We start from the raw sequence: 25,624 nt of genomic DNA, 5'->3' as shown, positions 1-25,624 counted from the left end.
AACTCTAAGGATTAAGATTGTTCTGCAAGAGAGAAAAGTAGGGTAAATATGATTGATGGGGAATTAGAATCTGCAAGATTACCTGATAGAAACATATTCTCTTAAAAAGTATAAATTATTGGAGGTTTTATTAATGATTACTGCTAAAGCACGAGCTGTCGATGGTCCTGACAAACCGTTTCGAGCGGCTGAAATTAAAAGACGCGATCTTGATTCCCGTGATGTTCTGATTGAAATTAAATATGCTGGGATATGCCATTCTGACATCCATACTGCTCACGGCGAATGGGGTCCCGTGAACTATCCCCTCGTACCTGGACATGAGATTGCTGGAATTGTCACAGAAGTTGGAACAGAGGTCACAAAGTACAAGGTTGGTGATCGGGTAGGGGTCGGATGTATGGTTGACTCTTGTGGCGATTGCGAGAACTGCCGTAAAGGAGAAGAACAATACTGTCTGAACGGAAATGTCCCTACATACGCTGGTGTTGACAAGTACGGCGAGCCTACGCAAGGAGGGTATTCTACACACATAGTCGTCACTGAAGACTTCGTAGTCAGAATTCCTGATAGCATTGGGCTTGACGCTGCCGCACCATTACTTTGTGCTGGTATTACGACATTTTCACCGCTAAACCATTGGGGAGCTGGACCAGGTAAGAAAGTAGCGGTCGTAGGAATGGGTGGTCTTGGTCATATGGCAGTCAAAATTGCACATGCCATGGGTGCTGAGGTTACCGTTCTGTCTCAATCATTAAAGAAAATGGAAGATGGCTTGCAATTCGGCGCAGCTAACTACTATGCCACAAGTGACCCAGAAACATTCGAGAAACTTGCCGGAACCTTTGACTTAATTATTAACACGGTAAGTGCAAAAATCGATATTAATGCTTATTTCGCACTACTCACTCTTGACGGCACGTTGGTTAATGTCGGTGCTCCTGGGGAACCATTGCCAGTCAATGTATTCTCACTCATCGGTCATCGCCGTTCATTTGCAGGTTCAATGATTGGAGGCATCCGTGAGACTCAGGAAATGTTGGAGTTCTGTGCAAAACATAACATTGTTCCTACGATTGAAGTAATTTCCGCAGACCAAATTGACGAAGCTTACAACCGCGTATTAGCTTCAGATGTGAAGTATCGATTTGTAATTGACATTAGTACAATGTAAGTTGTGTAAATGAAAGGATGTCCAAAAAGTCTAGCTTTTTGGACATCCTTTTATATATTTAGCTTAAATTTTAACTTATACTGTACTTATGGAAAATTTCCAATAATAGCAAACTAGGAGATCCCAATCATCGATAGGAGGGATTTAGTATTTTAAATTTAAAAAAACTTCCTGCCTCACAAAAAATTACCGGAGGTATTGCACCAAAAGGTAAGTACAGAATAATAAAAAAAATAATGATTTTTTTATTGGTTACTATAGTTTTATTAGGAGCTGTCATTTCATTGTTTATTAACTTGCATCCAGTATTCGGGAGAAACCCGAGTAACGAACAGAAAGAGATCTATAAAACATTTGATAATTATGTGAACGGGAAATTTGTCTACCAGTCACCAACAAAATCCTCTATTACCTCCACGTTTAAGAACTCTAATTCAAGTGGTAAAGACCGTAGACCTGTTGAAATTCCTGTTTCCGAGATTGACTGGAACAAAATTAATAATAAGGAAGATAGTCTAACTTGGTTTGGGCATTCTGCTTTTTTACTTAGCATCGATAATAAAAAGATACTCATAGACCCGATGCTAGGCCCAATCGCTTCACCCGTTTCCTTTGTAGGACCTACTCGCTACAGTAAGGATATGTTGTATATTATTGAAGATATGCCGCCAATTGATACTGTCTTTATAACTCATGATCATTATGATCACTTAGATTATCCATCAATCCGGAAACTAAAGAGCAAGGTTGGCCATTTCTTTGTTCCTTTCGGTGTCAGTAATCATTTGATCCGATGGGGTGTCGAAAAAGAAAAAATTACAGAACTCAACTGGTGGGAGGAGACCTCATTTCAAGGTTTAAACATTGCGTTGACTCCATCCAAGCATTTTTCTGGAAGGGGGATTTTTAATCGAAATTCAACCCTTTGGGGTGGTTGGGTTATTGTTGGAAAACAGACCCGTTTCTATACCAGTGGAGATGGGGGCTATGATGCACATTTTGAGGAAATTGGAGAAAAATACGGACCTTTCGATATCGCCTTAATTGAAGGCGGTCAATATGATAGACGTTGGGCTTGGGCTCATATGTTTCCGGAAGAATCTGTACAGGCTAATTTAGATGTAAAAGGAAAGAATATGATGTTAATGCATTGGGGAGCCTTTACCCTTGCGAATCATGGATGGTCAGAACCTATAGAACGAGCGCTAAAAGAGGCAAAGAAAAATGATGTGAATCTCATCGCTCCTAAAATCGGTGAAACCGTTCCTATAATAGAATCGTTAGCTACTCCTGTTGTATCATGGTGGGAAATGTAAAATCGCAACAATTTCAAATGAGGAGTAGTGGGTAAAAGCTGCCTGTTTCATAGTTAGTAGGAATGTAAATAATTGTACTTAAAATAATTGGTGCGTTTCTACAATCTGTGGAGACGCATTTTTTTCCTTCATAAAATAAGCGGGTATTTCAATATGAAATTTTTCTAACAACTAATGTTTAATTTAATTTCTTATACCATGACCATATCTCTCGATGATATAGTCAATAAAATATCTACTCGCTATCGGCAATACCTTTTTATCCTTGTAAGCCAAACTAATCGTACGAGAAATTGATGGTGAGATTGCTTTCATTTCAATATTATACGGACATCTACTTAAGACAAGTTTCGGTAAAACTGAAATGCCAAGACCTTTTTCAATCATGGACATAATCGCATAATCATCATAAACCCGGAATTGTATATTAGGTTCGAATTTGTTTTGTTTAAAAACTGTCAATGGTTCACTTAGTCCACCTTCATCTAAAAGAATATAAGGTTCTTTCGTTAAATCTTTCAGCGAGACTATATTGTGCGTTGATAAAGGATGTTCTTTCGGCAATACGGCTAGCATTTCATCTTTTTGCAAAGGAATAGTCGTAAGCTTTGTTACAGCCTCTGGATTCACAAAACCGAAGTCTACGGTACCTTCTTTAATCCAATTGGAGATACTTGTATATTCACCTTGATGCAATTCAAAGTGAACACTTGGGTACTGTTCCTTAAAATCTTTCATCAGTCCTGGCAGCCAATTACATGAAACACTAGAGAAGGTGCCAATTCGAATTAGCCCACTTTCGAGACCTTCCATCTCTTTTTGTTTCTCTAGCAGTTCTCTATGAGAATTACATATATTCTTAATAAATGGCAAAAATTCCTCGCCATCTGGTGTTAGTGTGATACCTGTACGAGAGCGTAAAATAAGAGTAGTAGAAAGTTCTTCCTCTAATGACTGCACCATTTGGCTAATCGCTGATTGAGTATAGCCAAGTTCTTCAGCTGCTTTGGTAAAACTCCCTGTTTCTATCGCTTTGATAAAAGCATAATACGCATTCATCCTGACGTTCTCCTTTGTATTAGAATATCTTATATATCTATTATAAATATTCGTTTTACTAATGCAAATGAAGGTGATACCATTTATTCAATATTTAGATAAAAGGATGAAAGGGTAGGGCTGAAAATTATGACACAAAAACAAGCAAACTTGCTTTTAGCTACTGTTTCTATGGCTTGGGGAACATCATATATATTTATGAAACTTGGGGTTGATTCCATCCCTCCCTTAACGATTGTCGCTTTACGATGTGGAATTGCATTTATCATTATGGCAGCATTATTTTACAAAAAGATCATTAGGGTAAGTGCTAAAGCATTGATGTACAGTGCTATAATGGGAGCTTTACTATTTGGTATTTTTATTGGGTTGGTGTATGGAGTGAAATATACTACTGCATCTACTGCTGGTTTTTTGACTAGTACAACAGTTATCTTAGTACCAGTGTTACAAATATTTATTACACGAAAACTGCCCAGTAAAAAAATTATGAATGGAATTATGATTGTATCAGTTGGGTTAGGTTTACTTACTATCAAGGATGATTTCTCTACTTCAATTGGCTCAATATACTGCCTTGTAGCTGCATTACTTTATGCCTTCCATATTATCGTAACAAACCACTTTGTAAAACAAGTAGATGCCTTGCATCTAGCTATTTTTCAATTAGGATTTGCTGCTCTGTATGCAACTATAGGAACTTTCATCTTTGAAACACCAGTTTTACCACATGGCATGGTTGATTGGATGGCTATACTTGGTTTAGCGTTAATTTGCTCTGCCTATGGTTTTGTCATGCAGCCAATTGCTCAGAAGTACACCACACCTGAAAGCGTAGGTTTTCTTTTTTCACTAGAACCCGTTTTTACAGCAATATTTGCTTTAATCTTTTTACATGAGATTATCATGATTCAAGAATATTTGGGTGCATTGTTCATTTTAGTTGGTGTATTTTTAGCAAATTCCACATCTAAAAACAAACAAAAAATATTTTTTCATTCAAATCCTAAACCTAGGCCCCAGCATCCTTCCTATGTAAAAATCAGCTTGAAAAAGAAGTATTAAAAGGGGATTTTTCAGGCGTAATCCTATAAATTCTTTATGATAATGGCTTCTAAAATGATTTCGAAAAAAAGACCCTTCGATTTAAGAAAATCAAGGGTCTAATCAAATACATTAGAATTACCTAATTATGAGCTTTTTCAAGAAATAGTCTTATACCAAAACCTATTAGTATTGTCCCCGTGAGTCCTTCAATAATATTTTGTGTTTTAGGTTTTTTCATAAAAGCACTAATATGATTAATTAAATAGACATAAAGTACTGACCATATGACAGTCATTACAGTATAAGTGATACCCATGATCACAAACGGTAAAAAAGAAGTGTTTCCATGGTCAACAAATTGAGGAAAAAAGGTTAAGAATAGAACGGCAATTTTGGGATTGAGGAGGTTTGTAAGGAACCCTTGTTTAAAACAAGAGGTGCTTGCAAACTTGCGTTTTGTATTCATTTCAACGCTTGCTGCTATTTCCTTGTTCTTTAAAGACCATAGTGTCTTTACACCCATATAAATTAGGTAAGCAGCCCCCACATATTTAAAGACAGAGAATAATAATGCTGATTTCATAATGATGGCTGAAAGTCCTAATACAGCTGCAGAAGTATGGATAAGAAGGGCACAACAAATACCTAAAAGTGTTCTAAGACCTCCGGCTTTCCCAGCGATGATAGTATTTTTTGTAGTAATTGCAGTATCGGGACCGGGTAAAATGATAAAAAAAATACACATAAGGACAAACATATAAAAGTTTTCCATTTAGAATCTCCTTTCTGCCTATGATAAGGTTTGATTATGTAATTCTTTACATATTATTATATATAAATTTTAAGATAAATCTACATCCCCCAGGTTTATCCGATTTTGAAAGGAGATAGGCATTAAATGAACAATCCGATCTAAGATCCCCCAATATTCTAAACTAATTTAAAATAATGGGGATGTAGAATGAAATTTAATAAAAATTTTGCCTTGTTACTGTTGGGTCAGTCGTTTGCAAATATGGGCGATGTCCTATATATTGTCAGTGTTATTAGTGTGATATTTAACCTAACAGATTCTGCAACAGTATCATCATTCGTTCCATTTACGATTACTTCATCTATGTTTGTTTCCAGCATGTTAACTCCTCTTTTAGTTGGAAAAGTGAATTTAAAATGGTTAATGGCTTGGTCACAAATTGGAAAGACCATTTTGCTTGTTATTTTGGGTTTGATGATAGTTGGGATTACAGCATCTAATTATTATCTAATCTTTTTAATAATTGGATTGATTGCGCTTCTTGACGGTTGTGCAAATCCCAAGCAGTAATGTGGTTCGTGGGCAGTCTGTTTTTAATAGTATTAAGTCCGCAACAACTCATTTGGATCATTGGATGTTTGTTCGTAATATCAAGTGTTTTGCTAAGTTTATTAGAAACTGTAAGTCATACGTCATCGGAGCAAAAAGGGAAATTAGAACAACTTAAAGAGGGATGGAAAACTTTATCAAATACGCCTGTGTTGAAAAGAATTGCTTTGATAATCACTTTAGAAACCATTGCAGGGACGGTATGGATTGCGGCGATTTTATATGTTTTCGTCAACGATGCTCTACACGTTGATCAAAAATGGTGGGGATTTATCAATGGGGCTTTCTTTATAGGTTTAATTATAGGTAGCATTTACTGTATTAGATTTTCCTCCTTTGTGGAAAGGAAACTCGGTACTTTTATTTTTGTGGGTTCATTCACTGGTTTCTTAGTTACCATATTTTTTAGCCTAAATAGTAATCCGCTCATGGCCTTATGTCTATCGCTCTTTATGGGGCTATTTGGGCAAATCAAATACATTCCTCAACAAACGGTCATTCAAACTAGTGTTACCAAAGAGCAGTTGTCCACTGTATATACCTCATTAAGTGCGATTGGAACGGGGATGTTTGGGGCTGGTTCTTTGGTAATGGGGTTATTAGCAGACTTGTTTGGGGTAAGAATTGTATTCATTTTTTCTGGAGCAATGCTTGCATTGGTAAGTACAATTGTTTATAAAAATAAACAACTGTTTGTTAGAAAGGTATTCCAACAATAACGATGTGAAGGAAGGATTTTAATTAACAAAATCCTTCCTTTTAAATGTCAGGAGTATTTTGTAAAAATTCTTTTTTAAAGGAAAAGGGCAGTTTACTTAATTAAAAATCAAACAAAGGAAGGGAGATTCACGTGGAAAAACAGCGTAACATTATTTTATACATAGGTACTTCAATTGATGGATATATTGCAAATGAGGATGGTACATTAGAATGGTTAGAAACAACAGAAGTAGAAGGAGATTCTGGCTACAATTCACTCCTTGAAAGAATAGACACTGTAGTTATGGGAAAAGGAACCTATGATGTCGTTCGTGGATTTGATATGGACTACCCTTATAGCGATTATAAGAATTATGTATTTTCCAAATCTGTAAGTGGATCAGATGAATACGCTACCTTTATTGATGAAGAGGCCAAGACGTTTATTAAAAATCTAAAACAAAAACCTGGTAAAGACATATGGTTAATTGGCGGAGGAAAGGTAGCTCGTGAATTTTTTAAAGATAATTTAATTGATGAAATCCAATTAGCCATCGCACCTATTATTTTAGGGAAAGGCATTTCCCTATATACAGGAGATGATATTACTCAAAGGTACACATTAACGAAAGTAGAAAAATTAGGTCAACTGGCTATGCTTCATTATATGAAAAAATAATTTTCATTGTCTTTCTTTTCTTGTTGATCTTACGGGCAGGTGATATACATAAAAAACCTAGCTTTTTAGGCTAGGTTTTAGCATTTTCCACCGTTTTGGAAAACACTACAATAGAATCATAACAATTTTAAAAATCTATTTCTCCAGTCCTCTGCAAGAGCATCAACTGTCAATATTTTTTCAATGGATGTTTTATCTTGTTTTTGATGAAAAAGAATTTGTGTAGCAAAAGAAACGGATATTTCTTGTGAGTGTTTTTCCACCAGACTTATTTGCGAATCTAATGTAATAGTCCCTTCTTCTAATACGCGAAAAAAGTACCCAGTCAGCGTCGTTTCAACGACTTTTATTAATAATTGATTTTCCTGATTATAATTGGAGATAGTTGCACAAGGTACTCTTCCTTGTGTTACTTGAACAACTGTATCACCTATTTTATATATATCACCAATGCAAACCTGCTCTTCCACCATACCTGTGGCTGTTATATTTTCCCCGAAAGCAGGTAGAATAAGCTTTTTTTGAAATATCTCCTCCCAATAGGAGTAGTGCTCAAATGGATACAAACATACTGCACGGTCTGGACCCCCGTGAAACTTGTGGTTTGCAACATCATCACCAACAAAACCAGCTTTTTTTAACTCAAGAGCTTGGACAGATGATTTTCCTATTGCGGAAAGCTCCCTTTTATTGTTCCAATTATATTCCTTTGGTTTTCCAACAGCTAAATTAATAATTTCTCGATTCAATTTAAATTTACCTCACTTCCACAGAACTCTTTAATCAAAATACAATAATAAATTCTATTATAATATACCATTCAGGAACGATTTCAGTTAAAATAAATACTGCTGATTTTCACAATAGTTTTCACAAATAATAAATGTATAAATGTCTTGTGTTTGATAATAAGTGATTAAGCATGATATAAGTGTAAAAGAAGTGGAACATTTGACTTTATAATTTTTTAACGATTGTTTAAAGTTGTATCCATAGTGAGAGGATTTGAGTTTGAAATGATAGATAATTTTTGGCGTGATTTACCACGGCCATTTTTTGTACTTGCCCCAATGGAAGATGTGACAGATCTTGTTTTCCGTCACGTAGTAAGTGAAGCCGGTCGACCGGATGTATTTTTCACAGAGTTTACAAACTCGGATAGCTATTGTCATCCAGAGGGCATGAAAAGTGTGCGTGGCCGTCTGACTTTTACAGAAGATGAACAGCCAATGGTGGCCCATATTTGGGGGGATAATCCCGAATATTTCCGACAAATGAGTATTGGCATGGCAGAGCTAGGATTTAAAGGCATCGATATTAATATGGGCTGCCCTGTACCGAATGTGGCATCGAGAGGGAAAGGTAGTGGCCTAATTCTGCGTCCAGACGTTGCGGCTGAACTTATTCAAGCTGCAAAAGCGGGCGGGCTGCCTGTTAGCGTGAAAACACGACTTGGCTATAAGGAGGTTGAGGAGTGGGAGGAGTGGCTAACGCATATTTTAAAACAGGATATTGCGAACCTTTCTATTCATTTACGGACAAGAAAGGAAATGAGCCAAGTGGATGCGCATTGGGAGCTGATTCCGGAAATTAAAAAATTACGTGACCGTGTCGCACCAAATACGCTACTAACAATCAATGGAGATATTCCTGACCGTCAAACTGGTCTGCAGCTTGCTGAACAATATGGTATTGATGGTGTTATGATCGGGCGAGGTATTTTTAAAAATCCTTTTGCTTTTGAAAAAGAGCCAAGAGAGCATAGCAGTAAAGAATACCTTGATCTTTTAAGACTACAGCTTGATCTTCAAGATCAATATGCGGAAGTACTGCCACGTTCAATCACAGGGCTTCATCGCTTTTTCAAAATTTATGTCAAAGGATTCCCTGGAGCTGCTGAATTAAGAAATCAATTAATGAACACGAAATCAACAGATGAAGTTCGTGCTTTGCTTGATAGCTTTGGAAAAGATAGTTGATGTGACGGGGAAAGTGAAAATAGGAGTGTTTGTGAAGAAATATATGTAATTAATCTGGCTGCTATAATGCAGCCTTTTTTTATTCGACTAAAGGGATATTAGCCCAAAAAGAATTTGTAAAACTTTATTAAGCAAAATATTTTATTGACTGAAAAATTAATGTGTGATAAGTTTTAAATTGTAACTGACGACCGTTCGGAAGGTGGATTTTATGACTTATAATCAAATTAAGAATGTTGCACTGAATCATTTCACGGATAAGGGATACGAAGGAACATCCATGGCACATATCGCTGATGATGTAGGAATCAAAAAACAATCCATCTACACACATTTCAAAGGGAAAGATGAACTTTTTCTACAGGTTTGCAGTGATGTTTTTGATGCCGAATTAAAATTTGTTATTAATTATATAGACAGTAACAAGACACAATCTATAGAAGAATTCTTATTTAATTTTCTTTTGCTATATAAAGAAAGATATGAGAAGAACAACATAACAAAATTTTGGCTTCGTATCTCTTTCTTTCCACCCACTCATCTTAATGAACAGCTTATAAGTTATTTATACGAGTATTTAGATAAGGTAGAAAAACATCTCCTTTTGGTCATTGAAAAGGCTATGGTGGAGGGAGAAATTAGCTCAACCATTGATTCAAAACGAGCTACTTCTGCATTTTTAGGTGTTTTAGATGGAATATTTGTTGAAATGTTATATGGAGGTTCCGAACGCTTAATTAAAAGATTGGATGCCTCTTGGTATCTTTATTGGCGTGGACTTTCGAAGGAATAATTATATTTTTTGGGGGATATGGAATGAAACGAAATTGGGTATTTGTCATATTGGCTGGTCTTATTGAGGTTTTATGGGCATTAGGATTAAAGCATGCGAGCAACTGGCTTTCTTGGGCTGGTATTGCTCTCCTTATATATATATCATTTGTTTTACTGGTAAAGGCGACAAAAAGCCTACCCGTTGCTACAGTATACGCAATCTTTACTGGAATAGGGACAGCTGGAACTGTTGTGGTGGAGATGTTGTTATTCGGAGAGGCCTTTAGTTGGACGAAAGTATTATTTATTCTCTTACTTCTGTCTGGTGTTGTAGGCTTAAAGCTTGTCACAACTGAATCAAGTAAGAAAGAAGGTGCAATGTAACATGGCTTGGATGTATCTCATACTGGCAGGAGCTTTTGAAGTGGTTGGGGTTACAGGTATGAATAAAGTAATTAAAGACAAAAACATACAGTCATATATGGTACTGATCATTGGATTTATATTTAGTTTTAGTTTTCTTAGTTTAGCCATGAAAACCCTCCCTGCAGGAACCTCTTATGCCGTTTGGACAGGGATTGGAACGGTAGGAGGAACGATTATTGGAATGCTTTTTTATGGAGAAGCAAAGGATTGGAGACGTATTTTATTTATAGCTTTAATATTAGTAGCAGTCATTGGATTGAAAATGACATCGTAGAATTGTTAACCTGAATATATATATTTAGATAAATTATAAACCATGGGTAGGTGTGATTCTATATGGATAAAAGAGTTCAATTTGACTTTGAAATCGAGTTTACGAACGGCGGGGGTATTCAAGGTCAGGAATTTCGCCTTGATATTGATGGCGATGACATTACTGACGAAGAGTTAGCAAAATATATTGTAGAAGATATGAGGTTGCTTATGGTTGATAAAGTAAGGATACTTAACAAGAAAATCATCAATGAAAAACATAAACGAAGACCTTCTGATGAGCAAAGCTGAAAATTATAAATGTTTATTATGCTGTCCCGGAAATTGAAGCTGCCAAATGAGGTGGCTTTTTCTTATTCTGCTATCGGTCAGGTTAGTTCTAGAACGGAACTTGGATATTGTCAAACATTCATATCCAAAAACCTTTTTAATAAAAAGGTGCATCACTATTGTGATTGCACCAATGCCATGGCTAATCCCAGATACGAATTCTTGGAATGCCTGCTGTTCATAAATATTTCGCTTAAATATCCGACTAATACACCGGTGTACAATAACCAAAATAATTTGGGTTGTTTCCTCTAACAATTCTTTCATAATGAAATCGAATGTTTTTAGTAATAGGCCCTTCAATACCTTTTCCAATAATCCTATTATCAATATTTATAATCGGTTTAATACCTATAGCTGTGCCTGTAAAAAATACTTCATCAGCACTGTATAGTTCAGTTCTTGACAAACTTTGTTCCACAACAGGCAATTGAATTTCATTTTTAGCGATTTGAATGACTGTATCACGCGTAATTCCTGCAAGTATATTATCGGATAATGGAGGGGTAAACAATTTGTTATTTTTTACAATAATAATGTTTTCGCCAGGTCCCTCACTTACATTCCCCTTATCATTTAATAAAATAGCTTCATCAAAACCATTTAAACTTGCTTCTGAAGTAGCTAATCCAGAATTTAAGTAACTTCCCGTTGATTTTGCCTGGGGTGGAATCATATTATTACCTGTACGATTCCATGAAGAAACACCAACCCTTAAAGCTGGCTTAGGCAAATATTGTAACTCTGTGCAATAAATGCTTACCCGATTATAAGGATCTAATAAATCAGGACGGAGCGTACTTGCTCCTTTAAAACATATAGGTCTTATATAGACATCTTCCCGGACATTGTTTTGTCTTAATAATTGAATAGTCCAATGAATCAATTGTATTGGCGAATATGGAATGTAGATATGAAGAGAATTACCAGATTCATGGAATCGTTTATAATGGTCGTAGATTCGGAAAATAAACAATTGGTTTTGACTTTCATTCCAAAAAGCTCTAATTCCCTCAAAGCATCCCAACCCATAATTTAATCCTTTATTTCTTATACTAACAGAAACCTTTGATTCTTCTAGAATTTCCCCTTGATCAAAAACATACCTCATATATTCTCCCACCAATACCATGACATTTACTTAAATTTATAATCGAGAATGTTAATTTATTACCAAAATAATTGCAGCTATTCTATGAACTACACCTAAACCTCATTTTGCTACAGAGTTTTTATATTTCGATGCTTTAACTAAAGGTGCTTAAATTTAACAAAGAGTGTAGCGAAGATCTTTTTCCTTGTTCCACTATCGCGAGTTTAGTTTAGAAGGATTAGTTCGTGTGTTAAGAGAACTATTGTTTTATAGTTGTGAAAAGGTATGGACGTGAGGGGTACAATAAAAAATACTTATTGATGAATTTAATGATTTAAAGCCTGTTTTACAAGAACATATTGAATTTAATGAAGAGATATTACCGTATGTGTACATTGGCGAGTGCAATGAATTTTTTATAAATTATATAAATGAGGATAAACCCCAAGTGTTGCAGAGGATCTTCAGCGTATTTGAGATAATGGCAACACAAGGTAATGATGATGTTGTGAATATCTTGTGCGTAACTATTTTAGAAAGACTTGGTGACGATAGGAAAGTATTGAATAATGCAGGAAAGTATATGGGGAAAGAAACAAGAATATTATCAGATGAAACAGAAAAAGGCTGTGGTAAATATTGAACACGGGTGCTTTACTTCAATATGGAGTTAGGCTTTTTTCTTGTTCAACTAAAGGGCAGGTTTGTTTAAGAAAAATCATAATAAGAAGGAAAGGGGGAATTATAAGGAAAAAATAAGGAGGCCCTAATATGATAAGTCCTTCTGCTCATGTGCGAGAACTAATAAATAAACAGTATAAAACTATTGATGATGCTCATTCTAGATTAACCGATATTTGGCTAAGGGATATTCTATTCTCTTTTGGCTGGATGACAACATTGCTTTTAACCATAGTTCCGTGGATAGTATGGTTTATTTTCAGGGATAAAGAGAGTTCAGCCCGCTTAATGCTAGGTGGATTGTGGGCAATGCTTATATCTTCGTGGTTGGATTATGTTGGGGTAACTCTGGGACTTTGGAGATACTATAACAAATTAATTCCGTTAATCCCAGACTATATTGCATGGGATTTTGCACTTATGCCAGTTACAATTATGTTCTTTTTACAAATTAAACCTCAGGTAAGTCCGATCATTAAAGGGTTAATCTTTGCAGGCATGACAGCATTTCTAGCTGAACCTCTTTTCTTATGGTTAGGTTACTATAAATATCCTGGGTGGAACTCAATTTTCTCATTTCCATTCTTTTTTGTAATTTATCTTATAGCTCATAAATTGGCGCACAGTTCGAAAATTAAACCCCTTTTATAGCAAAAGGGATACCTAAAGAGTGCTTGAGAGGAACAAAGAGTCGCAACTGCGGCTTTTTTTCTTGTTCAGCTAAAGTGCAATAAGTTGAATAAGAAATTATAAAACAAAAGTAGTATCATCTTGGTTTTCTTGCCGAAGATGTTATATAGTGTTACATCTTATTGCCTATAATGTATAAATCCTTTTATTTATTCAAAGTCTAAATATAATTGATGATAAAAATAGAGGTGGACTAAGGATGGCATTATCAATCATTGTTTATTTAGCGTGGTTAGGTATTACGATATTATATGCAATGAAGAAACCATTTTCAAAAATGGAGATTTCCGCCATCATATTTTTTATATTTATTATTGATATTAACCGGAGTTGGATCACAAATAATGAACTAAAATATATTACATATTCTAATGTTCCATTAAATTATACAGCATATATTATTCATCGTACCTTTATTACCCCAGTGTTTATTGTACTTGGTATGAGTAGTATTTCTAGAGACTCGACAGTGTTAAAGAAAATTACAGCGATTCTTATTTCTTCCTTTGTTTTAGTTCTAATTAAAATTGTTTTACTAAAATTTAATGTTGTCTATTTCCATCAATGGAATTTGATCTATGACTATCTATACTATGTCTTATTACATTTGTTAGGATATTTTATTCTAAACTGTTACAACTCATTTGTTTTAAAAGGAGCTAAAAATTAAATGATTTGGATCGGGAATTTTAACCTAAATGAGATTTCACTAATTATAATGAATGTGATCGGTTACTCAATAATGATGTTTATACCAAAAAAACTAGGTAGGGACGTAACTTTTATAAGTATACTTGCAGGTTTATCAACTGGTATGTTGTTTGATTTTACGATAGGTGGAGGTCTTCTAGATTTCTACAAGGAAAATGATAGTAATCACTATGAACTATTTGATCTATTCTATTATTCATTATTTGCACCCTTTGGTTATTTTTTTATGTATTTTTATCATAGGTTACGGATTAATAAAATAACATTTATATTTTATATTACCGCTTGGGCTTTTATAGGTATTACCGTTCAATGGATATTTACACTTCTTCATATCCTAACTTATCAAAATAACTATCAATTGTCGTACTCTTTTCCAATATTCTTACTAACACAAACATTGACAGGGCTCTATTACGTTTTCATTACTAGAGATAATAGTAGAAAATTGACCTAAGAGTGGGTGCAAGAGTTTAAAAATGAGATCGCTGCGGCGGTCTTTTTATTGTTGAGCTAACTTATGCAGGGAGTTCAATAAGCACCGTCCTTTATCACCTACGACATTGCATGCGAATAAGTAATAGGTATTCACCTATGTTTGCCTTAAGGAATATCTTATTGGCAAAGCTTTTTAGGGGGAATCGGAGTGGGATATTATGTTAGTGTAGAATCGGGCGTAAAATTATTTGTAGAAGATATAAATTCCGAGGGCAGTAAAACGGTCGTGTTTTTACATGGATGGCCGCTAGGCCATAAACAGTTTGAATATCAATTTGATGTTCTTCCCTTTATGGGGTACCGCTGTATTGGAATTGACTGGAGAGGATTTGGAAAGTCGGATAAGCCAATAAGTGGATACAATTTTGACCGATTGGCGGATGATATACGTACAGTAGTTGATGTACTTCAATTAGACAATTTCACTCTTGTAGGTCACTCTACAGGTGGAGCAATCGCGATTCGATATATGTCCCGACATAATGGTTACGGAGTATCCAACCTTGTCCTAGTAGACGCTGCGGCTCCTATAGGCTTTACTACAGAAACTGCGACTAAATTTCTTACTCAAGCATTAAGTGATCGTCCTAAAATGATGAGAGAAGTGGTAGACAACTTTTTCTTTCAATATATAACAAGCTCATTCTCTGAGTGGTTTTTTCAATTGGGCTTACAAGCAGCCGGTTGGTCAACGGCAGCGATCATCGTTACATTAAGAGAAGAGAAGCTTTATGGAGATTTACCAAACATACTTGTCCCTACCTTAATAGTTCATGGTGTTCACGACAAAGTTATTCCATTTGCACAGGCTCATGAACTAAATCAAACAATAAAAAATTCACAGCTTGTTCCGTTTCATTACAGTGGTCATGGTCCTTTCTGGGAAGAACGTGACAAGTTTAACCAACTATTAAGGCAATTTATTGGTTGAAAGTCCTCTTTAACTAAAGAAAGGAACCTTTGAAGACCAAGCTGCCATTTGGCGGCTTTTCCTATTGAAATAAAGGGGGGAAATTTGACTATTTGATATGAAAATCTATGATAGTATAAAAAGATATCAGTAAAAACTTAGGTAAACAAACCTTGATCAGGGAAAAAATGAAAAATGGAAAATTATATTTTTGTAATGATGAAGCTTTAATGAAAGAACAGATGCAATGTCTAGAGGTATTATATGATTTTAACCATACTAGACCTTCTCAAGTAGAAATGAGAAAGGAAATTTTACATAAACTGTTTGCCGAAGTAGGTGCCAACGTATATATTGAACCACCACTTCATGCAAATTGGGGACGACATACACATCTAGGAAATGACGTCTACGCCAATTTCAACCTTACATTGGTAGATGACACCGATATTTATATAGGCAATAATGTATTAATTGGTCCTAATGTGACGATTGATGCAGGAACCCATCCGATTCATCCAGAATTACGGAGAAAATCGGCACAGTATAACCTGCAAATCGTAATTGAGGATAATGTTTGGATTGGAGCAGGTGCGATTATCTTACCTGGAGTTCGAATTGGGGAAAATACAGTAATTGGTGCTGGTAGTGTAGTTACCAAGGATATTCCAGCCAATGTAATAGCAGTAGGAAGCCCTTGCAGGGTAATGCGGGAAATTAATGAGCGTGATATGCAGTATTATCATAAAGACATGAAAATCGATAAAGAAGACTTATTTTAAAATATTCATTAATAATCTCACCTAAGACTGCTGCTGCGGTCTTTTTTTGCTTGTTGTGCTGATGGGGCAGGTTAGATGAAGAAGGATTTTTCCAATTTTTAACGAACTATCTATAATACTTTTATAAAAATTAGGTGGTATATATAGAAAAGCAAATTAATTTTTATACTGAAGACCAAATTAAAAAAAATATAATCGAACGTCTTAGGTCCGCCGGATGTGTTTTTGCAGAAGAAGAGGCTGAACTTCTTTTTTCTGAGTCAATGACATTGGATGAGCTCTTAAGTATGGTCAATCTTCGAATGACAGGTACCCCACTTGAACATGTCCTTGGATGGGCGAAGTTTTGCGGCATCAGGATAATTGTAGACCCAGGAGTCTTCGTTCCCCGTATCCGTACAGAGTACCTCGTCCGAAATGCGGTTGCCTTATCAGTAACTGGAGCCATAGTCGTTGACCTTTGCTGCGGTACCGGAGCAGTTGGTGTTGCGATAGCAAAAGGTCTAGAGTGGATTCAGTTATATGCAGTCGACATTGATCCAATCGCTGTGCGCTGTGCTCTCCGAAATGTTACAAACCTTGGTGGTCACGTATTTGAAGGAGACCTCTATCAGGCTCTACCTGCCAAACTACGCGGGAAAGTAAACATCGTTGTAGCAAACGCACCCTACGTGCCTACAGGAGCAATGAATCTACTTCCACAGGAAGCACGTTTACATGAACCGAAAGTGGCGCTGGACGGAGGCAATGACGGTCTCGATATTCAACGAAGAGTGGCAGAAGAAGCATCTCTCTGGCTAGCTCCAGGAGGGCATTTATTAGTAGAAACAAGTCAAATGCAGGCGTCTCAGTCCTTAGACATCTTTGCCCAATTCGGGTTGATACCTCAATTGGTACACAACGATGAATTGGATGCTACTGTCGTAATTGGAACCAAACCGAACTTGTCGAAACATAATGAGGCTAGTGTGCTTGTCGAAAAACCAACTGGTATGGATTAATCACGGTCTTTACTAAATGCACTGGGGTGCGATGCTTCAATTACGAAGGATCGCTTTTTCTTATTGAAGTAACTGGGCAGGTTAGTAAAATAAGGGGTGTGTAAAAGAATTAAGACAATATATTTCTTGATGAAAGGCAAGTTACTAAATATGATAGTATAGATGGCATTTCGTTCAGAGAGGTGAAAAGTGTAATCCCTTATGGATTGCTCGACTATGGGTTTAGTACCACAACAGTAAATAAAAATAAAATGGAATTCAAAACATAAGAGGTATTACCAGAAAAAAAGTATATAAATTTACCGCAACCGGCGATGAATTTTTGGTAAATGCCGAGGATCTCGCTGAAAATAGTAAAAAAATTGTAAAAGTGAAATGTGATATATGTGGGAGAGAGGATAAACCCATCTCTTTTGGGGCTTTTACAAGAAATGTACTTCAAAATGGTCACTATCAATGTAAGCGCATCTTCAAAGTTTCTACGAAAATAGGTTTTTAGAACAAGGTTTAACCCTTTTGACAGAATATCAACCATACTTAACTTTAAAATGTCAGAATGAAAAACACAAACCATTTCATTTAACATGGGATTCATGCATAGAGCCCTCACTTTGTGAAGGCTTTGTTTATTATTGTAAGTTGTGTAGTATCAACTTGACTAAAGCTCCGTTCTTTATATGCATGCTTTTATCTATTACTGATTCAATGGGGCAGCAACCCTAAAAGTTGCAAATTGATGAGCTGGGTATTGAACTACAGGTCTTGCATAAAGCTTATTATTGGAGTGAAGGATGTAACGATCGGGGTAATTCGTCGACTGAAATGAAAGCTGATTTGGGCCTGCGAGTCCTTTTACTAGTTTGAAGGTAGAGTCTGCACGAATTTTTTCTACGGCTTCAGGATTTGTATTAGGTCCAAAATAACTATAACAAAGCCTAATTTTTCGCTTAAAGCACATAGAAATTAGGCTTTGGTTACTTCAGAAAAGCACCTTTTATAAATTGAATTATGAATTATAGATTCTATTGAATACAGGATGCTTTTCAGAATCTATAAAAACTTTGTCAGAAAAATAATTTATCCTGTGCAGTGAGAGTAAAGTAAATATATCAGTTTTAGCTTTCTACACATTGCTCCATTATTCCTTCTTGAGGTAATTGACTTGAATGTTGTTTTTTAATAATTATGACAAATAAGCTTGCTAATATACAGAAAACTCCTGCCAAGAAGAATGTCCAAGTGTAAGAGTTGAAAAATTTATATATTAGACCCCCTCCATATGCTGCTACTGCGGCACCAGCCTGATGCGAAGCAGAAATCCATCCATATACTATTCCACTTTTTTCAATTCCGAAGACTTGCCTTGATATGCCAACAGTTGGTGGCACTGTTGCAATCCAATCCAATCCGTAAAAAACAGAAAAAATAAAAAGTAACATAAAGGAGCCTTTAGATAACGCAATCGGGAGTAAAACAAGTGATGCACCTCGTAAGACGTAGTACCAAAATAATAACCATCTATTATCATAGCGATCTGACAACCAACCAGATATGGTTGTACCTAGCAGATCAAAAACCCCCATTAATGAAAGTAGCGAAGCAGCTGTAACCAAAGGTATGCCGTAGCCGGTACAAAAAGAGACAAAGTGAGTACCGATTAAACCACTTGTTGAAAGACCACAGATAAAGAAACTACCTGCTAGCAACCAAAATTCTTTCACTTTTACTGCCTCAAATAAACCGTTGAATGCAATAATAATAGGATTTTTCTTCTGTACTTTATTATTATCTTCTATTTCTTTTTTAAGACCATAAGGAAGAATACCAATTTCTTTTGGAGAGTTTTTCATAAAAAATAAAATGAATACTAGCATGATCCCACTAAGTATCATAATTAAAGCAATCGCCCAGCGCCACGAATATCTTTCTATAATATTAGCTAAGATGGGAAGCAGAATTAACTGACCAGTTGCTGTGCTTGCTGTTAATATTCCTAACACAAGCCCCCTTCTTTTTTCAAACCATCGGGTCACTACATAGGGACTTAGCACGGTTAGGAATAACCCTGAACCGATCCCTATAATAATGCCCCAGATGATGATGAGTTGCCACGAATGCTGCATCATTAGGGTAAGCAAAGTTCCTATTAACAATGTTACCATAGACAAAAGCATCATCTTCTTTAAACCAAGTACTTCAATCAGCGCAGCCATAAAAGGACCTGATATACCATATAAAAATAAACCCACAGCAAAAGCTAGTGAAATTATTGAACGGTCCCAGCCAAATTCTTTTTCGAAAGGTTCTATGAAGACCCCTGAAGATGACCTTACAATTCCAGCCACAATAATCGAGAAAAATGTTATGGAAAGAATAAACCAGCTATAGTGTATACGTTTCAAAACTCAACCACCTCTGTTGTCTTCATATAATATCCTGCTTTCTATAGTCCTTAATATTAACTCTTGATTTATTATCAGTAAAATTGAAATATCTGATTTTATCCATCGAATTTTTTGATACTATAAAAGCAAGAGTAAAATGAAAGTTGGTGAAATGATGGAAATACGTCATTTTGTTACGTTTAAAATGATCATTGAAACGGGTAGCTTCACACAAGCAGCAGAACAATTAGGTTACACCCAATCCACGGTGACTTCTCATATTCAAGCTATTGAAGAACATATAGGCGCACCTCTGTTTGATCGAATGGGTCGAAAGGTTAGATTGACTGATATTGGCAAGAAGTTGTTGCCCTATACTCAAGAGATTTTAGATACCTATGGAAAGATCGAAAGCATTAACAATGATGGAGAGGATGTAAGAGGGGAGTTAAAGATTGCGGCTCCGGAATCTCTAACGGTATACCGCCTGGAACCAATATTAAGGGAATATAGAAAGAAGTTTCCACATGTAAGCATCAGTTTAAGTAATGCCACCTGCGGAGATAACAAGAGAGCAATCCTTAATGGTAGTGCAGATATTGCATTTGTCATGATGCCAGAGTTGCAGGATTCAGATTTAATCGTCCATTCGTTATTGGACGAACCTATGGTCCTTGTTGGAAGCGCTGATTGTTGTTCGCTGAATAGTTTAGATAAAAGCTGCGGAAATCAAAAGATAAGAGAGTGTTTGATTGTAAACGAGAAAGAATGCAGTTATCGAAAGATGTTTGAAGAATACCTTGGAGAACGGGGAATCGTACCTTCCCACACGATGGAGCTTTGGAGTATAGAAGCGATGAAACGTTGTATAATGAGTGGGCTTGGTATTGCTTGTTTACCTTTAATGACAGTAAATGATGAAATCAAGGAAGGGAAGTTAAAAATAATTCCCTGTGCCGGTGGCTTTACACAAATTTTCTCCCAAGTAGCTTATCACAAAAATAAGTGGATTTCTCCAGCTTTATCAATGTTTATCGATATTACTTTGAAACATGCAAGAGACTGGTCATATGCGGAGAATACTTGTTGATCGAATATGGTGATTTTCTTGAATTAGGTTATTCAGTGATATTCCATTAAAGGGCGCTTTTCTTTAATAAGAAGGCGTTTTTTTTGTATGGACAACACATTTAAGGGATTGAGTTTATTGAGGTGTAAAAAGATTGTGAAGAATTGTGCTTTTTCTTAGTGTGTTATAGTGGCAGGTTGAAGAAGGAGAACTTCTTCTACAACTTAAAAAGCTAAAACTGGTATATTTCATTGACATAATCCACACTATATACTTCGAATGATAAATAGGAGGTAATAATAATGGCAAAACATGACCAACATCCAGATAATGTATTTGAAAACAAGATGCAAGTGTTTAACAATTTAAACCATGCAGCAACACGTTATGTACAGACTGCCATTGAAAATGCATCAGAAACTGGACAGGATGCAACACAAAATTTAGTGAACAGCATCATAAGGAGAAAAAAGTAAAAAATAATTCTAAAATAAATATAGTTGAACGTTACTCTACGCAAAATTGTGAAGAAATGTACTTAAGCTAACGGGTAGCAAGAGTTATAGAAATGATCGCTGCGGCGGTCATTTTTCTTGTTTGACCAACAGGGCAGGTTTGTTAAAGAAGAATCTCAAATAGCATAGCCTGTTAAAAAGAAAGCAAACTAAAATAGTGGTGCCGATAACGAAAAAAATTTGTAAAAAATACTACTCCGATATCTTTAAATACTGTATTTATTATTGTTGGTATCTAATCAACTAGAAAGCCCAATAACTTCATTATGCCGGGTTTGCAACCTGAGACCCCTAAAAAGCATTAGCGAAAAAAAGTTTACCGAAAATAAACTATAAGTTCGGATAAAAGAAGGAGGTTGGACCCAAAAATTGTCTAACTCTTTGAATAGAACTTCTAATTCTCCTATAAAAGGAGATTCTAATGGAATTAAAAGATTGCTGCCTTTTTTAGGTCCTGCGTTTATTGCTGCTGTGGCATATATCGATCCAGGTAATTATGCAACAAACATTTCGGCAGGCTCTAAGTATGGATACACATTATTATGGGTCATTTTAGTTTCTAATTTAATGGCTGTTTTGATTCAAACGATGTCTGCCAAGTTAGGGATTGCAACAGGTAAAAACCTCCCTGAAGTTTGCCGAGAAAAATTTTCAAAGAAGACTTCCATACTTTTATGGATACAAGCTGAACTTGTCGTTATGGCAACAGATCTGGCAGAATTTATTGGTGCATCGCTTGGAATCTATTTGCTCTTTGATATCCCACTTGTTTTCGCTGCTATTATTGCAGCCATTGGTTCATTCGTCATTTTGGAGATTCAAAGGCGAGGAATGCGTCCGTTAGAAGCTGTTATTACAGCTATGATTTTTATTGTTGTAATTGTTTTTGGGGTTCAAGTTTTCTATGCAGCACCAGATGCAACGGCAATTCTCTCTGGTCTTTTCACGCTCAAATTTCAGGATGTTGATAGCGTTTTATTAGGGGCTGGGATGCTGGGAGCAACAGTGATGCCACATGCCATTTATCTGCATTCTGCCTTAACACAAAATAGAATTGTCGGAGAAACTGAAGAAGAACGGAAAAAGATTTTTAAATATGAGTTTGTAGATGTCATTATTGCGATGATTATTGCAGGTGGGATAAACGCGAGTATGTTAATCGTCTCAGCGGCATTATTTAATAAAAACGGACTTAATGTAAGTGATTTAGAAGTTGCTTTTAATGAATTTGGAAAAATACTTGGACCCTTTGTGGCAATATGTTTTGGAATTGGATTGTTATCCGCAGGATTATCAAGTTCTTCAGTTGGTACTATGTCGGGTGACATCATTATGCAAGGCTTTATTAAACGACGCATACCTATTTATTTGAGACGATTTATAACAATGATACCGCCGTTAGGAGTAATTCTAATGGGAATTAATCCTTCTAAAGCTCTTGTTATAAGTCAAGTCGTTCTCTCTTTTGGAATTGCTTTTGCTTTAATACCTTTAATAATGTTTACAAGTAACAAAAAACTAATGGGGAAACTTGTAAACCATTTAGTAACTTCAATCTGTGCGTGGATAATTGCCGTACTTATTATAAGTCTTAATTTATTTTTGTTATATCATACTTTTATTAACTAAAGAACGTTTTTACCTCCTATTTATTCTAAGTTTCTTTTTAAGCTTACGGGTCAAGAGTTGACGATTCAGCTGCCAAAAATTCTTGGTGGCTTTTTCTTATTCAGCTAATGGAGCAGATTAGTTGAAGAAGGAATTGGTTTAACAACGGAGAATACATACCTAAGATAATAGATTGGGATAAAAAGAATATCTAGAGGTGAAAACGTTGTGAAAAAGTATACTTTATTTGTTCTACCTTTCTTTCTTATATCTCTTTTACTAAATGGTTGCCAACAGTTAGCGGCGGACGAGAAACCAAAAGAAAAACAGCACAACCAAAATTCGAAGGAAGTACAAAGTATTGAAACTAAAACATTAGATGTCAGAGAGACTGTTTGGAATCAACTCACAGAAAAAGATAAAAAGCATATTCAAGGGGCTTGGAAAGATGCTAGTTTTAGGAAAGTAACTCTACAAAAAGAAATGGGAACCATATATGATTCTAATTTATTGGAAAAGAAGTTTTCATTGTGGACTATCCTTCAAATGATAATCCGACATTAGGAGGGATGGGAGTTATTGCAGATATAAAATCACATCAATTGATTGGATACGGATATAGAGAGTAATTAAATCCTTATTTTAATTGAATTTTCGTACTCTTTATCTTGTTCAACTCCCATGAAAATAAAAACGGAAAAAGGGCATGAAAAAACAGACCCAGAAAAACCAGTTTTTAAAAAAAGGCTGAGCCTTTTGAAGGAAAGAGTATGAGGTAAGCTGGTAAAACGAAATAGTAATACCTTTCTACTTAAAATTAAATCAGAAAGGCTGGCGCAACAACCAGAAAAAGGATTAATCTCCCATAAGTGCTACCCTAAATGGGCGCGACAGTCGGTGGTACACCGTGGTCATTGGAGTCAGACTAACGGATGGGCTCAAAGGCACCATAGTTCAAAGACCTTCTTCGCCAGCATTAAACCAGTATAGACTGCCTGATCTATTTTCATTCTCTGTGGTGAAGCGATGATTTTGCGCTTCATGGATGGCTAACGGGGCAGGTTTGTTCAAGAAGACCTGTAAATATAATGGGCACAAAAATCTAATTAGGATAAAATTTAGTGAGGGGCATTTAAAAAAAGAGGGTGAGTTCGCTGATTTTAAAAGATATAGATTTAGACTTACCATATAAAGAAAATAAGGCTTTTATTGAAGAAATTGTAAATAAACAAAATATGCAGGAAAGAGATGCAATACGTCTTGATTATGAGATGAATTGGAAAGAGAAGCGAATGAATTTTCGGGATGAGATTAAATGTATTGCCGAGTTATATCTACATCATTTGGGTAAATTTCAAACGCTAATCGTAAATATTTATACTAAAACGCCAAATAATGGCGTTTTTTAAGTCTTAGAGGACATCATTCAATCGCTTCATCTGTTTTGACTTAATGTTCTGGTGGAGCAATAACCGGGTCATTGGGGGCATTTGAGTTTGTTGAAACATTAGCGGTTGCTCCCGGTGATTCACCACCGTCTGAAATGGAGCCTGCAAAAGATGGAATACCTTCCCCGCCTTTAGTCGGTTGAGCTGCTGTTTTTAAACCTGTTATATTTTTCATTTCTGGCATGTTTTCACCTCCTTTATAATAGTTTGCACATTTAAATTATTTTCTATTATGAATGAAACAATCTAGTTATAAGGTTACATTCGCGGAAATTAGGAGAACCCTTGATCCATAAGGGATTGAAGTATAAATCTAGTTTATGCGCGACCAATAAAAATACTTGTCCTGTCTTTTCGAAGAGAAACAAGGCTTGAGACATACTATCCACCATATCATCATGTTTGTAATTCGGAAAACTGACACTTCTTTAACGAAATCATAATTTGTACCGTTATTTTTCTTTTCTTATTAAGGATACAACTAATAAATCTTTAATTGGTTTATCCGATACTATAAATGACTTTTTATATTGAAGATATTTTTTAACTATTTCTTCATAAGTTCCTTTATCCTTAATAAATTCAGGGCTGTAAATAAAACATTTCGCATGTTGAATTTGTGTAAACATGGTGTCAGTATAAATTTTATCTGTTCTTTTAAACGGTTCATAGCAGACCATGCAATGCGGTTGTACTTTTTCCTTTTCCACCTATTCCACCTCCCTTCACAATAAAAATATACAACCTTGGAAAAGAGGATTAAATATAAAATCCCAAAAGTTTATTATTAATTTACATGTTCGATTACCGTCAATTCTTTACCCCTATTTCCCTTCTATTTTCTAATTCTACTTACCTAAAAACTTTTCCTAATGGTTTAAGTATCCCCATTGCTTAAAAACGTAACAGAAACGCTTCTATGAAAAAAAGAGAGAATTTACATGAGGTTTATATTAAGTAGGGAATTGACGGTAAGAGGTTCGCTGCTTTGTAAATAATCAAGATTGTGAATATTTGAACTTAAACTAAAGGAGCAGGTTAGCATTCCTGTAGATCGTTATTTTTCGACTTTGAAAAAAATAGGACTCCTAAGTAAGATATGAGTATAGACACCA

Annotated in this window: 30 protein-coding genes; 22 read left to right on the top strand and 8 right to left on the bottom strand. The window is 35.6% G+C overall.

The window, feature by feature from the left end; translation table 11 throughout:
- Positions 1-133 precede the first annotated feature (133 nt).
- Together FS608_RS09830 and FS608_RS09825 are read left to right on the top strand one after the other, a co-directional pair.
- Positions 134-1,174 carry an NAD(P)-dependent alcohol dehydrogenase gene (locus tag FS608_RS09830; protein WP_144549472.1) on the top strand — a complete coding sequence of 347 codons (1,041 nt, stop codon included), beginning with the start codon at positions 134-136 and terminating at the stop codon, positions 1,172-1,174.
- Positions 1,175-1,410: 236 nt separating this feature from the next.
- Positions 1,411-2,490, top strand: a complete 1,080-nt coding sequence (locus FS608_RS09825) for an MBL fold metallo-hydrolase (protein WP_144549470.1) — start codon at positions 1,411-1,413, stop codon at positions 2,488-2,490.
- 183 nt (positions 2,491-2,673) lie between these two features.
- On the opposite strand, the gene FS608_RS09820 is transcribed toward FS608_RS09825, so the two are convergent.
- Positions 2,674-3,549, bottom strand: coding sequence for a LysR family transcriptional regulator (locus FS608_RS09820; protein WP_144549468.1), 876 nt, complete (start codon positions 3,547-3,549; stop codon positions 2,674-2,676).
- A gap of 129 nt (positions 3,550-3,678) precedes the next feature.
- Here FS608_RS09820 and FS608_RS09815 point away from each other — a divergent pair, with 129 nt between their 5' ends.
- Positions 3,679-4,614, top strand: coding sequence for a DMT family transporter (locus tag FS608_RS09815; RefSeq protein WP_144549465.1), 936 nt, complete (start codon positions 3,679-3,681; stop codon positions 4,612-4,614).
- Between the two features lie 121 nt (positions 4,615-4,735).
- Here the strand turns inward: FS608_RS09815 and FS608_RS09805 are convergent, their stop codons facing one another.
- Positions 4,736-5,368, bottom strand: coding sequence for a LysE family translocator (locus tag FS608_RS09805; protein WP_144549463.1), 633 nt, complete (start codon positions 5,366-5,368; stop codon positions 4,736-4,738).
- 189 nt (positions 5,369-5,557) lie between these two features.
- Here FS608_RS09805 and FS608_RS31620 point away from each other — a divergent pair, with 189 nt between their 5' ends.
- From FS608_RS31620 to FS608_RS09795, 3 genes are all read left to right on the top strand, one after another.
- On the top strand, positions 5,558-5,920 hold the full coding sequence (locus tag FS608_RS31620) for an MFS transporter (RefSeq protein WP_313958707.1): 363 nt from the start codon (positions 5,558-5,560) through the stop codon (positions 5,918-5,920).
- Positions 5,920-6,678 carry an MFS transporter gene (locus tag FS608_RS09800; protein WP_313958706.1) on the top strand — a complete coding sequence of 253 codons (759 nt, stop codon included), beginning with the start codon at positions 5,920-5,922 and terminating at the stop codon, positions 6,676-6,678. Before FS608_RS31620 ends, FS608_RS09800 begins: the two co-directional genes overlap by 1 nt.
- 131 nt (positions 6,679-6,809) lie before the next feature.
- Positions 6,810-7,337, top strand: a complete 528-nt coding sequence (locus FS608_RS09795; protein WP_144549461.1) for a dihydrofolate reductase family protein — start codon at positions 6,810-6,812, stop codon at positions 7,335-7,337.
- A 116-nt stretch (positions 7,338-7,453) separates the two neighbouring features.
- Here the strand turns inward: FS608_RS09795 and FS608_RS09790 are convergent, their stop codons facing one another.
- On the bottom strand, positions 7,454-8,086 hold the full coding sequence (locus tag FS608_RS09790; RefSeq protein WP_144549459.1) for an MOSC domain-containing protein: 633 nt from the start codon (positions 8,084-8,086) through the stop codon (positions 7,454-7,456).
- A 267-nt stretch (positions 8,087-8,353) separates the two neighbouring features.
- On the opposite strand from FS608_RS09790, the gene FS608_RS09785 reads away from it, so the two are divergent.
- The 5 genes from FS608_RS09785 (at position 8,354) to FS608_RS09765 (ending at position 11,080) form a co-directional block, all read left to right on the top strand.
- On the top strand, positions 8,354-9,316 hold the full coding sequence (locus tag FS608_RS09785) for a tRNA dihydrouridine synthase (protein ID WP_186328670.1): 963 nt from the start codon (positions 8,354-8,356) through the stop codon (positions 9,314-9,316).
- A gap of 211 nt (positions 9,317-9,527) precedes the next feature.
- A complete protein-coding gene (locus FS608_RS09780; RefSeq protein ID WP_144549457.1) occupies positions 9,528-10,109 on the top strand; it encodes a TetR/AcrR family transcriptional regulator in 582 nt (193 codons plus the stop codon).
- A gap of 23 nt (positions 10,110-10,132) precedes the next feature.
- A complete protein-coding gene (locus tag FS608_RS09775; RefSeq protein ID WP_144549455.1) occupies positions 10,133-10,474 on the top strand; it encodes a DMT family transporter in 342 nt (113 codons plus the stop codon).
- A gap of 1 nt (position 10,475) precedes the next feature.
- Positions 10,476-10,790, top strand: coding sequence for a DMT family transporter (locus FS608_RS09770; protein WP_144549453.1), 315 nt, complete (start codon positions 10,476-10,478; stop codon positions 10,788-10,790).
- Positions 10,791-10,852: 62 nt separating this feature from the next.
- A complete protein-coding gene (locus tag FS608_RS09765; protein WP_144549451.1) occupies positions 10,853-11,080 on the top strand; it encodes a cyclase in 228 nt (75 codons plus the stop codon).
- Between the two features lie 244 nt (positions 11,081-11,324).
- On the opposite strand, the gene FS608_RS09760 is transcribed toward FS608_RS09765, so the two are convergent.
- A complete protein-coding gene (locus tag FS608_RS09760) occupies positions 11,325-12,230 on the bottom strand; it encodes a branched-chain amino acid transaminase (protein ID WP_144550058.1) in 906 nt (301 codons plus the stop codon).
- A gap of 292 nt (positions 12,231-12,522) precedes the next feature.
- Here FS608_RS09760 and FS608_RS31900 point away from each other — a divergent pair, with 292 nt between their 5' ends.
- From FS608_RS31900 to FS608_RS09730, 6 genes are all read left to right on the top strand, one after another.
- Positions 12,523-12,855, top strand: coding sequence for a DUF7674 family protein (locus FS608_RS31900; RefSeq protein ID WP_483861888.1), 333 nt, complete (start codon positions 12,523-12,525; stop codon positions 12,853-12,855).
- Positions 12,856-12,983: 128 nt separating this feature from the next.
- Positions 12,984-13,544, top strand: a complete 561-nt coding sequence (locus tag FS608_RS09755; protein WP_144549449.1) for a CBO0543 family protein — start codon at positions 12,984-12,986, stop codon at positions 13,542-13,544.
- Positions 13,545-13,782: 238 nt separating this feature from the next.
- Positions 13,783-14,253, top strand: a complete 471-nt coding sequence (locus FS608_RS09750) for a hypothetical protein (RefSeq protein WP_144549447.1) — start codon at positions 13,783-13,785, stop codon at positions 14,251-14,253.
- A gap of 687 nt (positions 14,254-14,940) precedes the next feature.
- Positions 14,941-15,723, top strand: a complete 783-nt coding sequence (locus FS608_RS09740; protein WP_144549443.1) for an alpha/beta fold hydrolase — start codon at positions 14,941-14,943, stop codon at positions 15,721-15,723.
- Between the two features lie 167 nt (positions 15,724-15,890).
- Positions 15,891-16,484: a sugar O-acetyltransferase gene (locus FS608_RS09735; RefSeq protein WP_144549441.1), complete on the top strand. Its 594-nt coding sequence runs from the start codon at positions 15,891-15,893 to the stop codon at positions 16,482-16,484.
- Between the two features lie 155 nt (positions 16,485-16,639).
- The gene (locus tag FS608_RS09730) at positions 16,640-17,485 is read left to right on the top strand and encodes a putative protein N(5)-glutamine methyltransferase (RefSeq protein ID WP_144550056.1); all 846 of its coding nucleotides are present in this window, start codon (positions 16,640-16,642) and stop codon (positions 17,483-17,485) included.
- A 694-nt stretch (positions 17,486-18,179) separates the two neighbouring features.
- Here the strand turns inward: FS608_RS09730 and FS608_RS09725 are convergent.
- Both FS608_RS09725 and FS608_RS09720 read right to left on the bottom strand, forming a co-directional pair.
- Positions 18,180-18,443: an AbfB domain-containing protein gene (locus FS608_RS09725; RefSeq protein WP_144549439.1), complete on the bottom strand. Its 264-nt coding sequence runs from the start codon at positions 18,441-18,443 to the stop codon at positions 18,180-18,182.
- A gap of 157 nt (positions 18,444-18,600) precedes the next feature.
- On the bottom strand, positions 18,601-19,887 hold the full coding sequence (locus FS608_RS09720) for an MFS transporter (protein WP_144549437.1): 1,287 nt from the start codon (positions 19,885-19,887) through the stop codon (positions 18,601-18,603).
- Between the two features lie 157 nt (positions 19,888-20,044).
- On the opposite strand from FS608_RS09720, the gene FS608_RS09715 reads away from it, so the two are divergent.
- The 5 genes from FS608_RS09715 to FS608_RS09700 all read left to right on the top strand — a co-directional run bounded on the left by FS608_RS09715 (position 20,045) and on the right by FS608_RS09700 (position 24,470).
- On the top strand, positions 20,045-20,959 hold the full coding sequence (locus FS608_RS09715) for a LysR family transcriptional regulator (protein WP_260871631.1): 915 nt from the start codon (positions 20,045-20,047) through the stop codon (positions 20,957-20,959).
- A gap of 281 nt (positions 20,960-21,240) precedes the next feature.
- Positions 21,241-21,414, top strand: a complete 174-nt coding sequence (locus tag FS608_RS30155) for a hypothetical protein (protein ID WP_186328668.1) — start codon at positions 21,241-21,243, stop codon at positions 21,412-21,414.
- Positions 21,415-21,822: 408 nt separating this feature from the next.
- A complete protein-coding gene (locus FS608_RS09710) occupies positions 21,823-23,082 on the top strand; it encodes an Nramp family divalent metal transporter (RefSeq protein WP_260871630.1) in 1,260 nt (419 codons plus the stop codon).
- A gap of 207 nt (positions 23,083-23,289) precedes the next feature.
- Entirely contained in the window at positions 23,290-23,625 is a 336-nt protein-coding gene (locus tag FS608_RS09705) for a hypothetical protein (RefSeq protein WP_144549431.1), read from the top strand.
- A gap of 581 nt (positions 23,626-24,206) precedes the next feature.
- Positions 24,207-24,470 (top strand): hypothetical protein, encoded by a 264-nt coding sequence (locus FS608_RS09700; RefSeq protein ID WP_144549429.1) that lies wholly within the window; start codon positions 24,207-24,209, stop codon positions 24,468-24,470.
- Positions 24,471-24,510: 40 nt separating this feature from the next.
- On the opposite strand, the gene FS608_RS09695 is transcribed toward FS608_RS09700, so the two are convergent.
- Positions 24,511-24,693: a hypothetical protein gene (locus FS608_RS09695; protein WP_144549427.1), complete on the bottom strand. Its 183-nt coding sequence runs from the start codon at positions 24,691-24,693 to the stop codon at positions 24,511-24,513.
- Between the two features lie 268 nt (positions 24,694-24,961).
- Positions 24,962-25,219 carry a hypothetical protein gene (locus FS608_RS09690; RefSeq protein WP_144549425.1) on the bottom strand — a complete coding sequence of 86 codons (258 nt, stop codon included), beginning with the start codon at positions 25,217-25,219 and terminating at the stop codon, positions 24,962-24,964.
- Positions 25,220-25,624: the final 405 nt, after the last annotated feature.

This window comes from Bacillus sp. X1(2014) (assembly GCF_007678255.1).
The sequence above is the reverse complement of the archived record's forward strand: the minus strand, read 5'-3'. Positions and strand labels throughout refer to the sequence as shown.

Bases quoted from the DNA above. Each gene is read 5' to 3' on its own strand.
- FS608_RS09780 (WP_144549457.1), top strand. From the start codon at position 9,528: ATGACTTATAATCAAATTAAGAATGTTGCACTGAATCATTTCACGGAT.
- FS608_RS09755 (WP_144549449.1), top strand. From the start codon at position 12,984: ATGATAAGTCCTTCTGCTCATGTGCGAGAACTAATAAATAAACAGTAT.
- FS608_RS09800 (WP_313958706.1), top strand. From the start codon at position 5,920: ATGTGGTTCGTGGGCAGTCTGTTTTTAATAGTATTAAGTCCGCAACAA.
- FS608_RS09715 (WP_260871631.1), top strand. From the start codon at position 20,045: ATGGAAATACGTCATTTTGTTACGTTTAAAATGATCATTGAAACGGGT.
- FS608_RS09830 (WP_144549472.1), top strand. From the start codon at position 134: ATGATTACTGCTAAAGCACGAGCTGTCGATGGTCCTGACAAACCGTTT.
- FS608_RS09805 (WP_144549463.1), bottom strand. From the start codon at position 5,368: ATGGAAAACTTTTATATGTTTGTCCTTATGTGTATTTTTTTTATCATT.
- FS608_RS30155 (WP_186328668.1), top strand. From the start codon at position 21,241: ATGGCAAAACATGACCAACATCCAGATAATGTATTTGAAAACAAGATG.
- FS608_RS09760 (WP_144550058.1), bottom strand. From the start codon at position 12,230: ATGAGGTATGTTTTTGATCAAGGGGAAATTCTAGAAGAATCAAAGGTT.
- FS608_RS09820 (WP_144549468.1), bottom strand. From the start codon at position 3,549: ATGAATGCGTATTATGCTTTTATCAAAGCGATAGAAACAGGGAGTTTT.
- FS608_RS31620 (WP_313958707.1), top strand. From the start codon at position 5,558: ATGAAATTTAATAAAAATTTTGCCTTGTTACTGTTGGGTCAGTCGTTT.
- FS608_RS09815 (WP_144549465.1), top strand. From the start codon at position 3,679: ATGACACAAAAACAAGCAAACTTGCTTTTAGCTACTGTTTCTATGGCT.
- FS608_RS09770 (WP_144549453.1), top strand. From the start codon at position 10,476: ATGGCTTGGATGTATCTCATACTGGCAGGAGCTTTTGAAGTGGTTGGG.
- FS608_RS09785 (WP_186328670.1), top strand. From the start codon at position 8,354: ATGATAGATAATTTTTGGCGTGATTTACCACGGCCATTTTTTGTACTT.
- FS608_RS09775 (WP_144549455.1), top strand. From the start codon at position 10,133: ATGAAACGAAATTGGGTATTTGTCATATTGGCTGGTCTTATTGAGGTT.
- FS608_RS09725 (WP_144549439.1), bottom strand. From the start codon at position 18,443: ATGTGCTTTAAGCGAAAAATTAGGCTTTGTTATAGTTATTTTGGACCT.
- FS608_RS09765 (WP_144549451.1), top strand. From the start codon at position 10,853: ATGGATAAAAGAGTTCAATTTGACTTTGAAATCGAGTTTACGAACGGC.
- FS608_RS09695 (WP_144549427.1), bottom strand. From the start codon at position 24,693: ATGCCAGAAATGAAAAATATAACAGGTTTAAAAACAGCAGCTCAACCG.
- FS608_RS09825 (WP_144549470.1), top strand. From the start codon at position 1,411: ATGATTTTTTTATTGGTTACTATAGTTTTATTAGGAGCTGTCATTTCA.
- FS608_RS09735 (WP_144549441.1), top strand. From the start codon at position 15,891: ATGAAAAATGGAAAATTATATTTTTGTAATGATGAAGCTTTAATGAAA.
- FS608_RS09750 (WP_144549447.1), top strand. From the start codon at position 13,783: ATGGCATTATCAATCATTGTTTATTTAGCGTGGTTAGGTATTACGATA.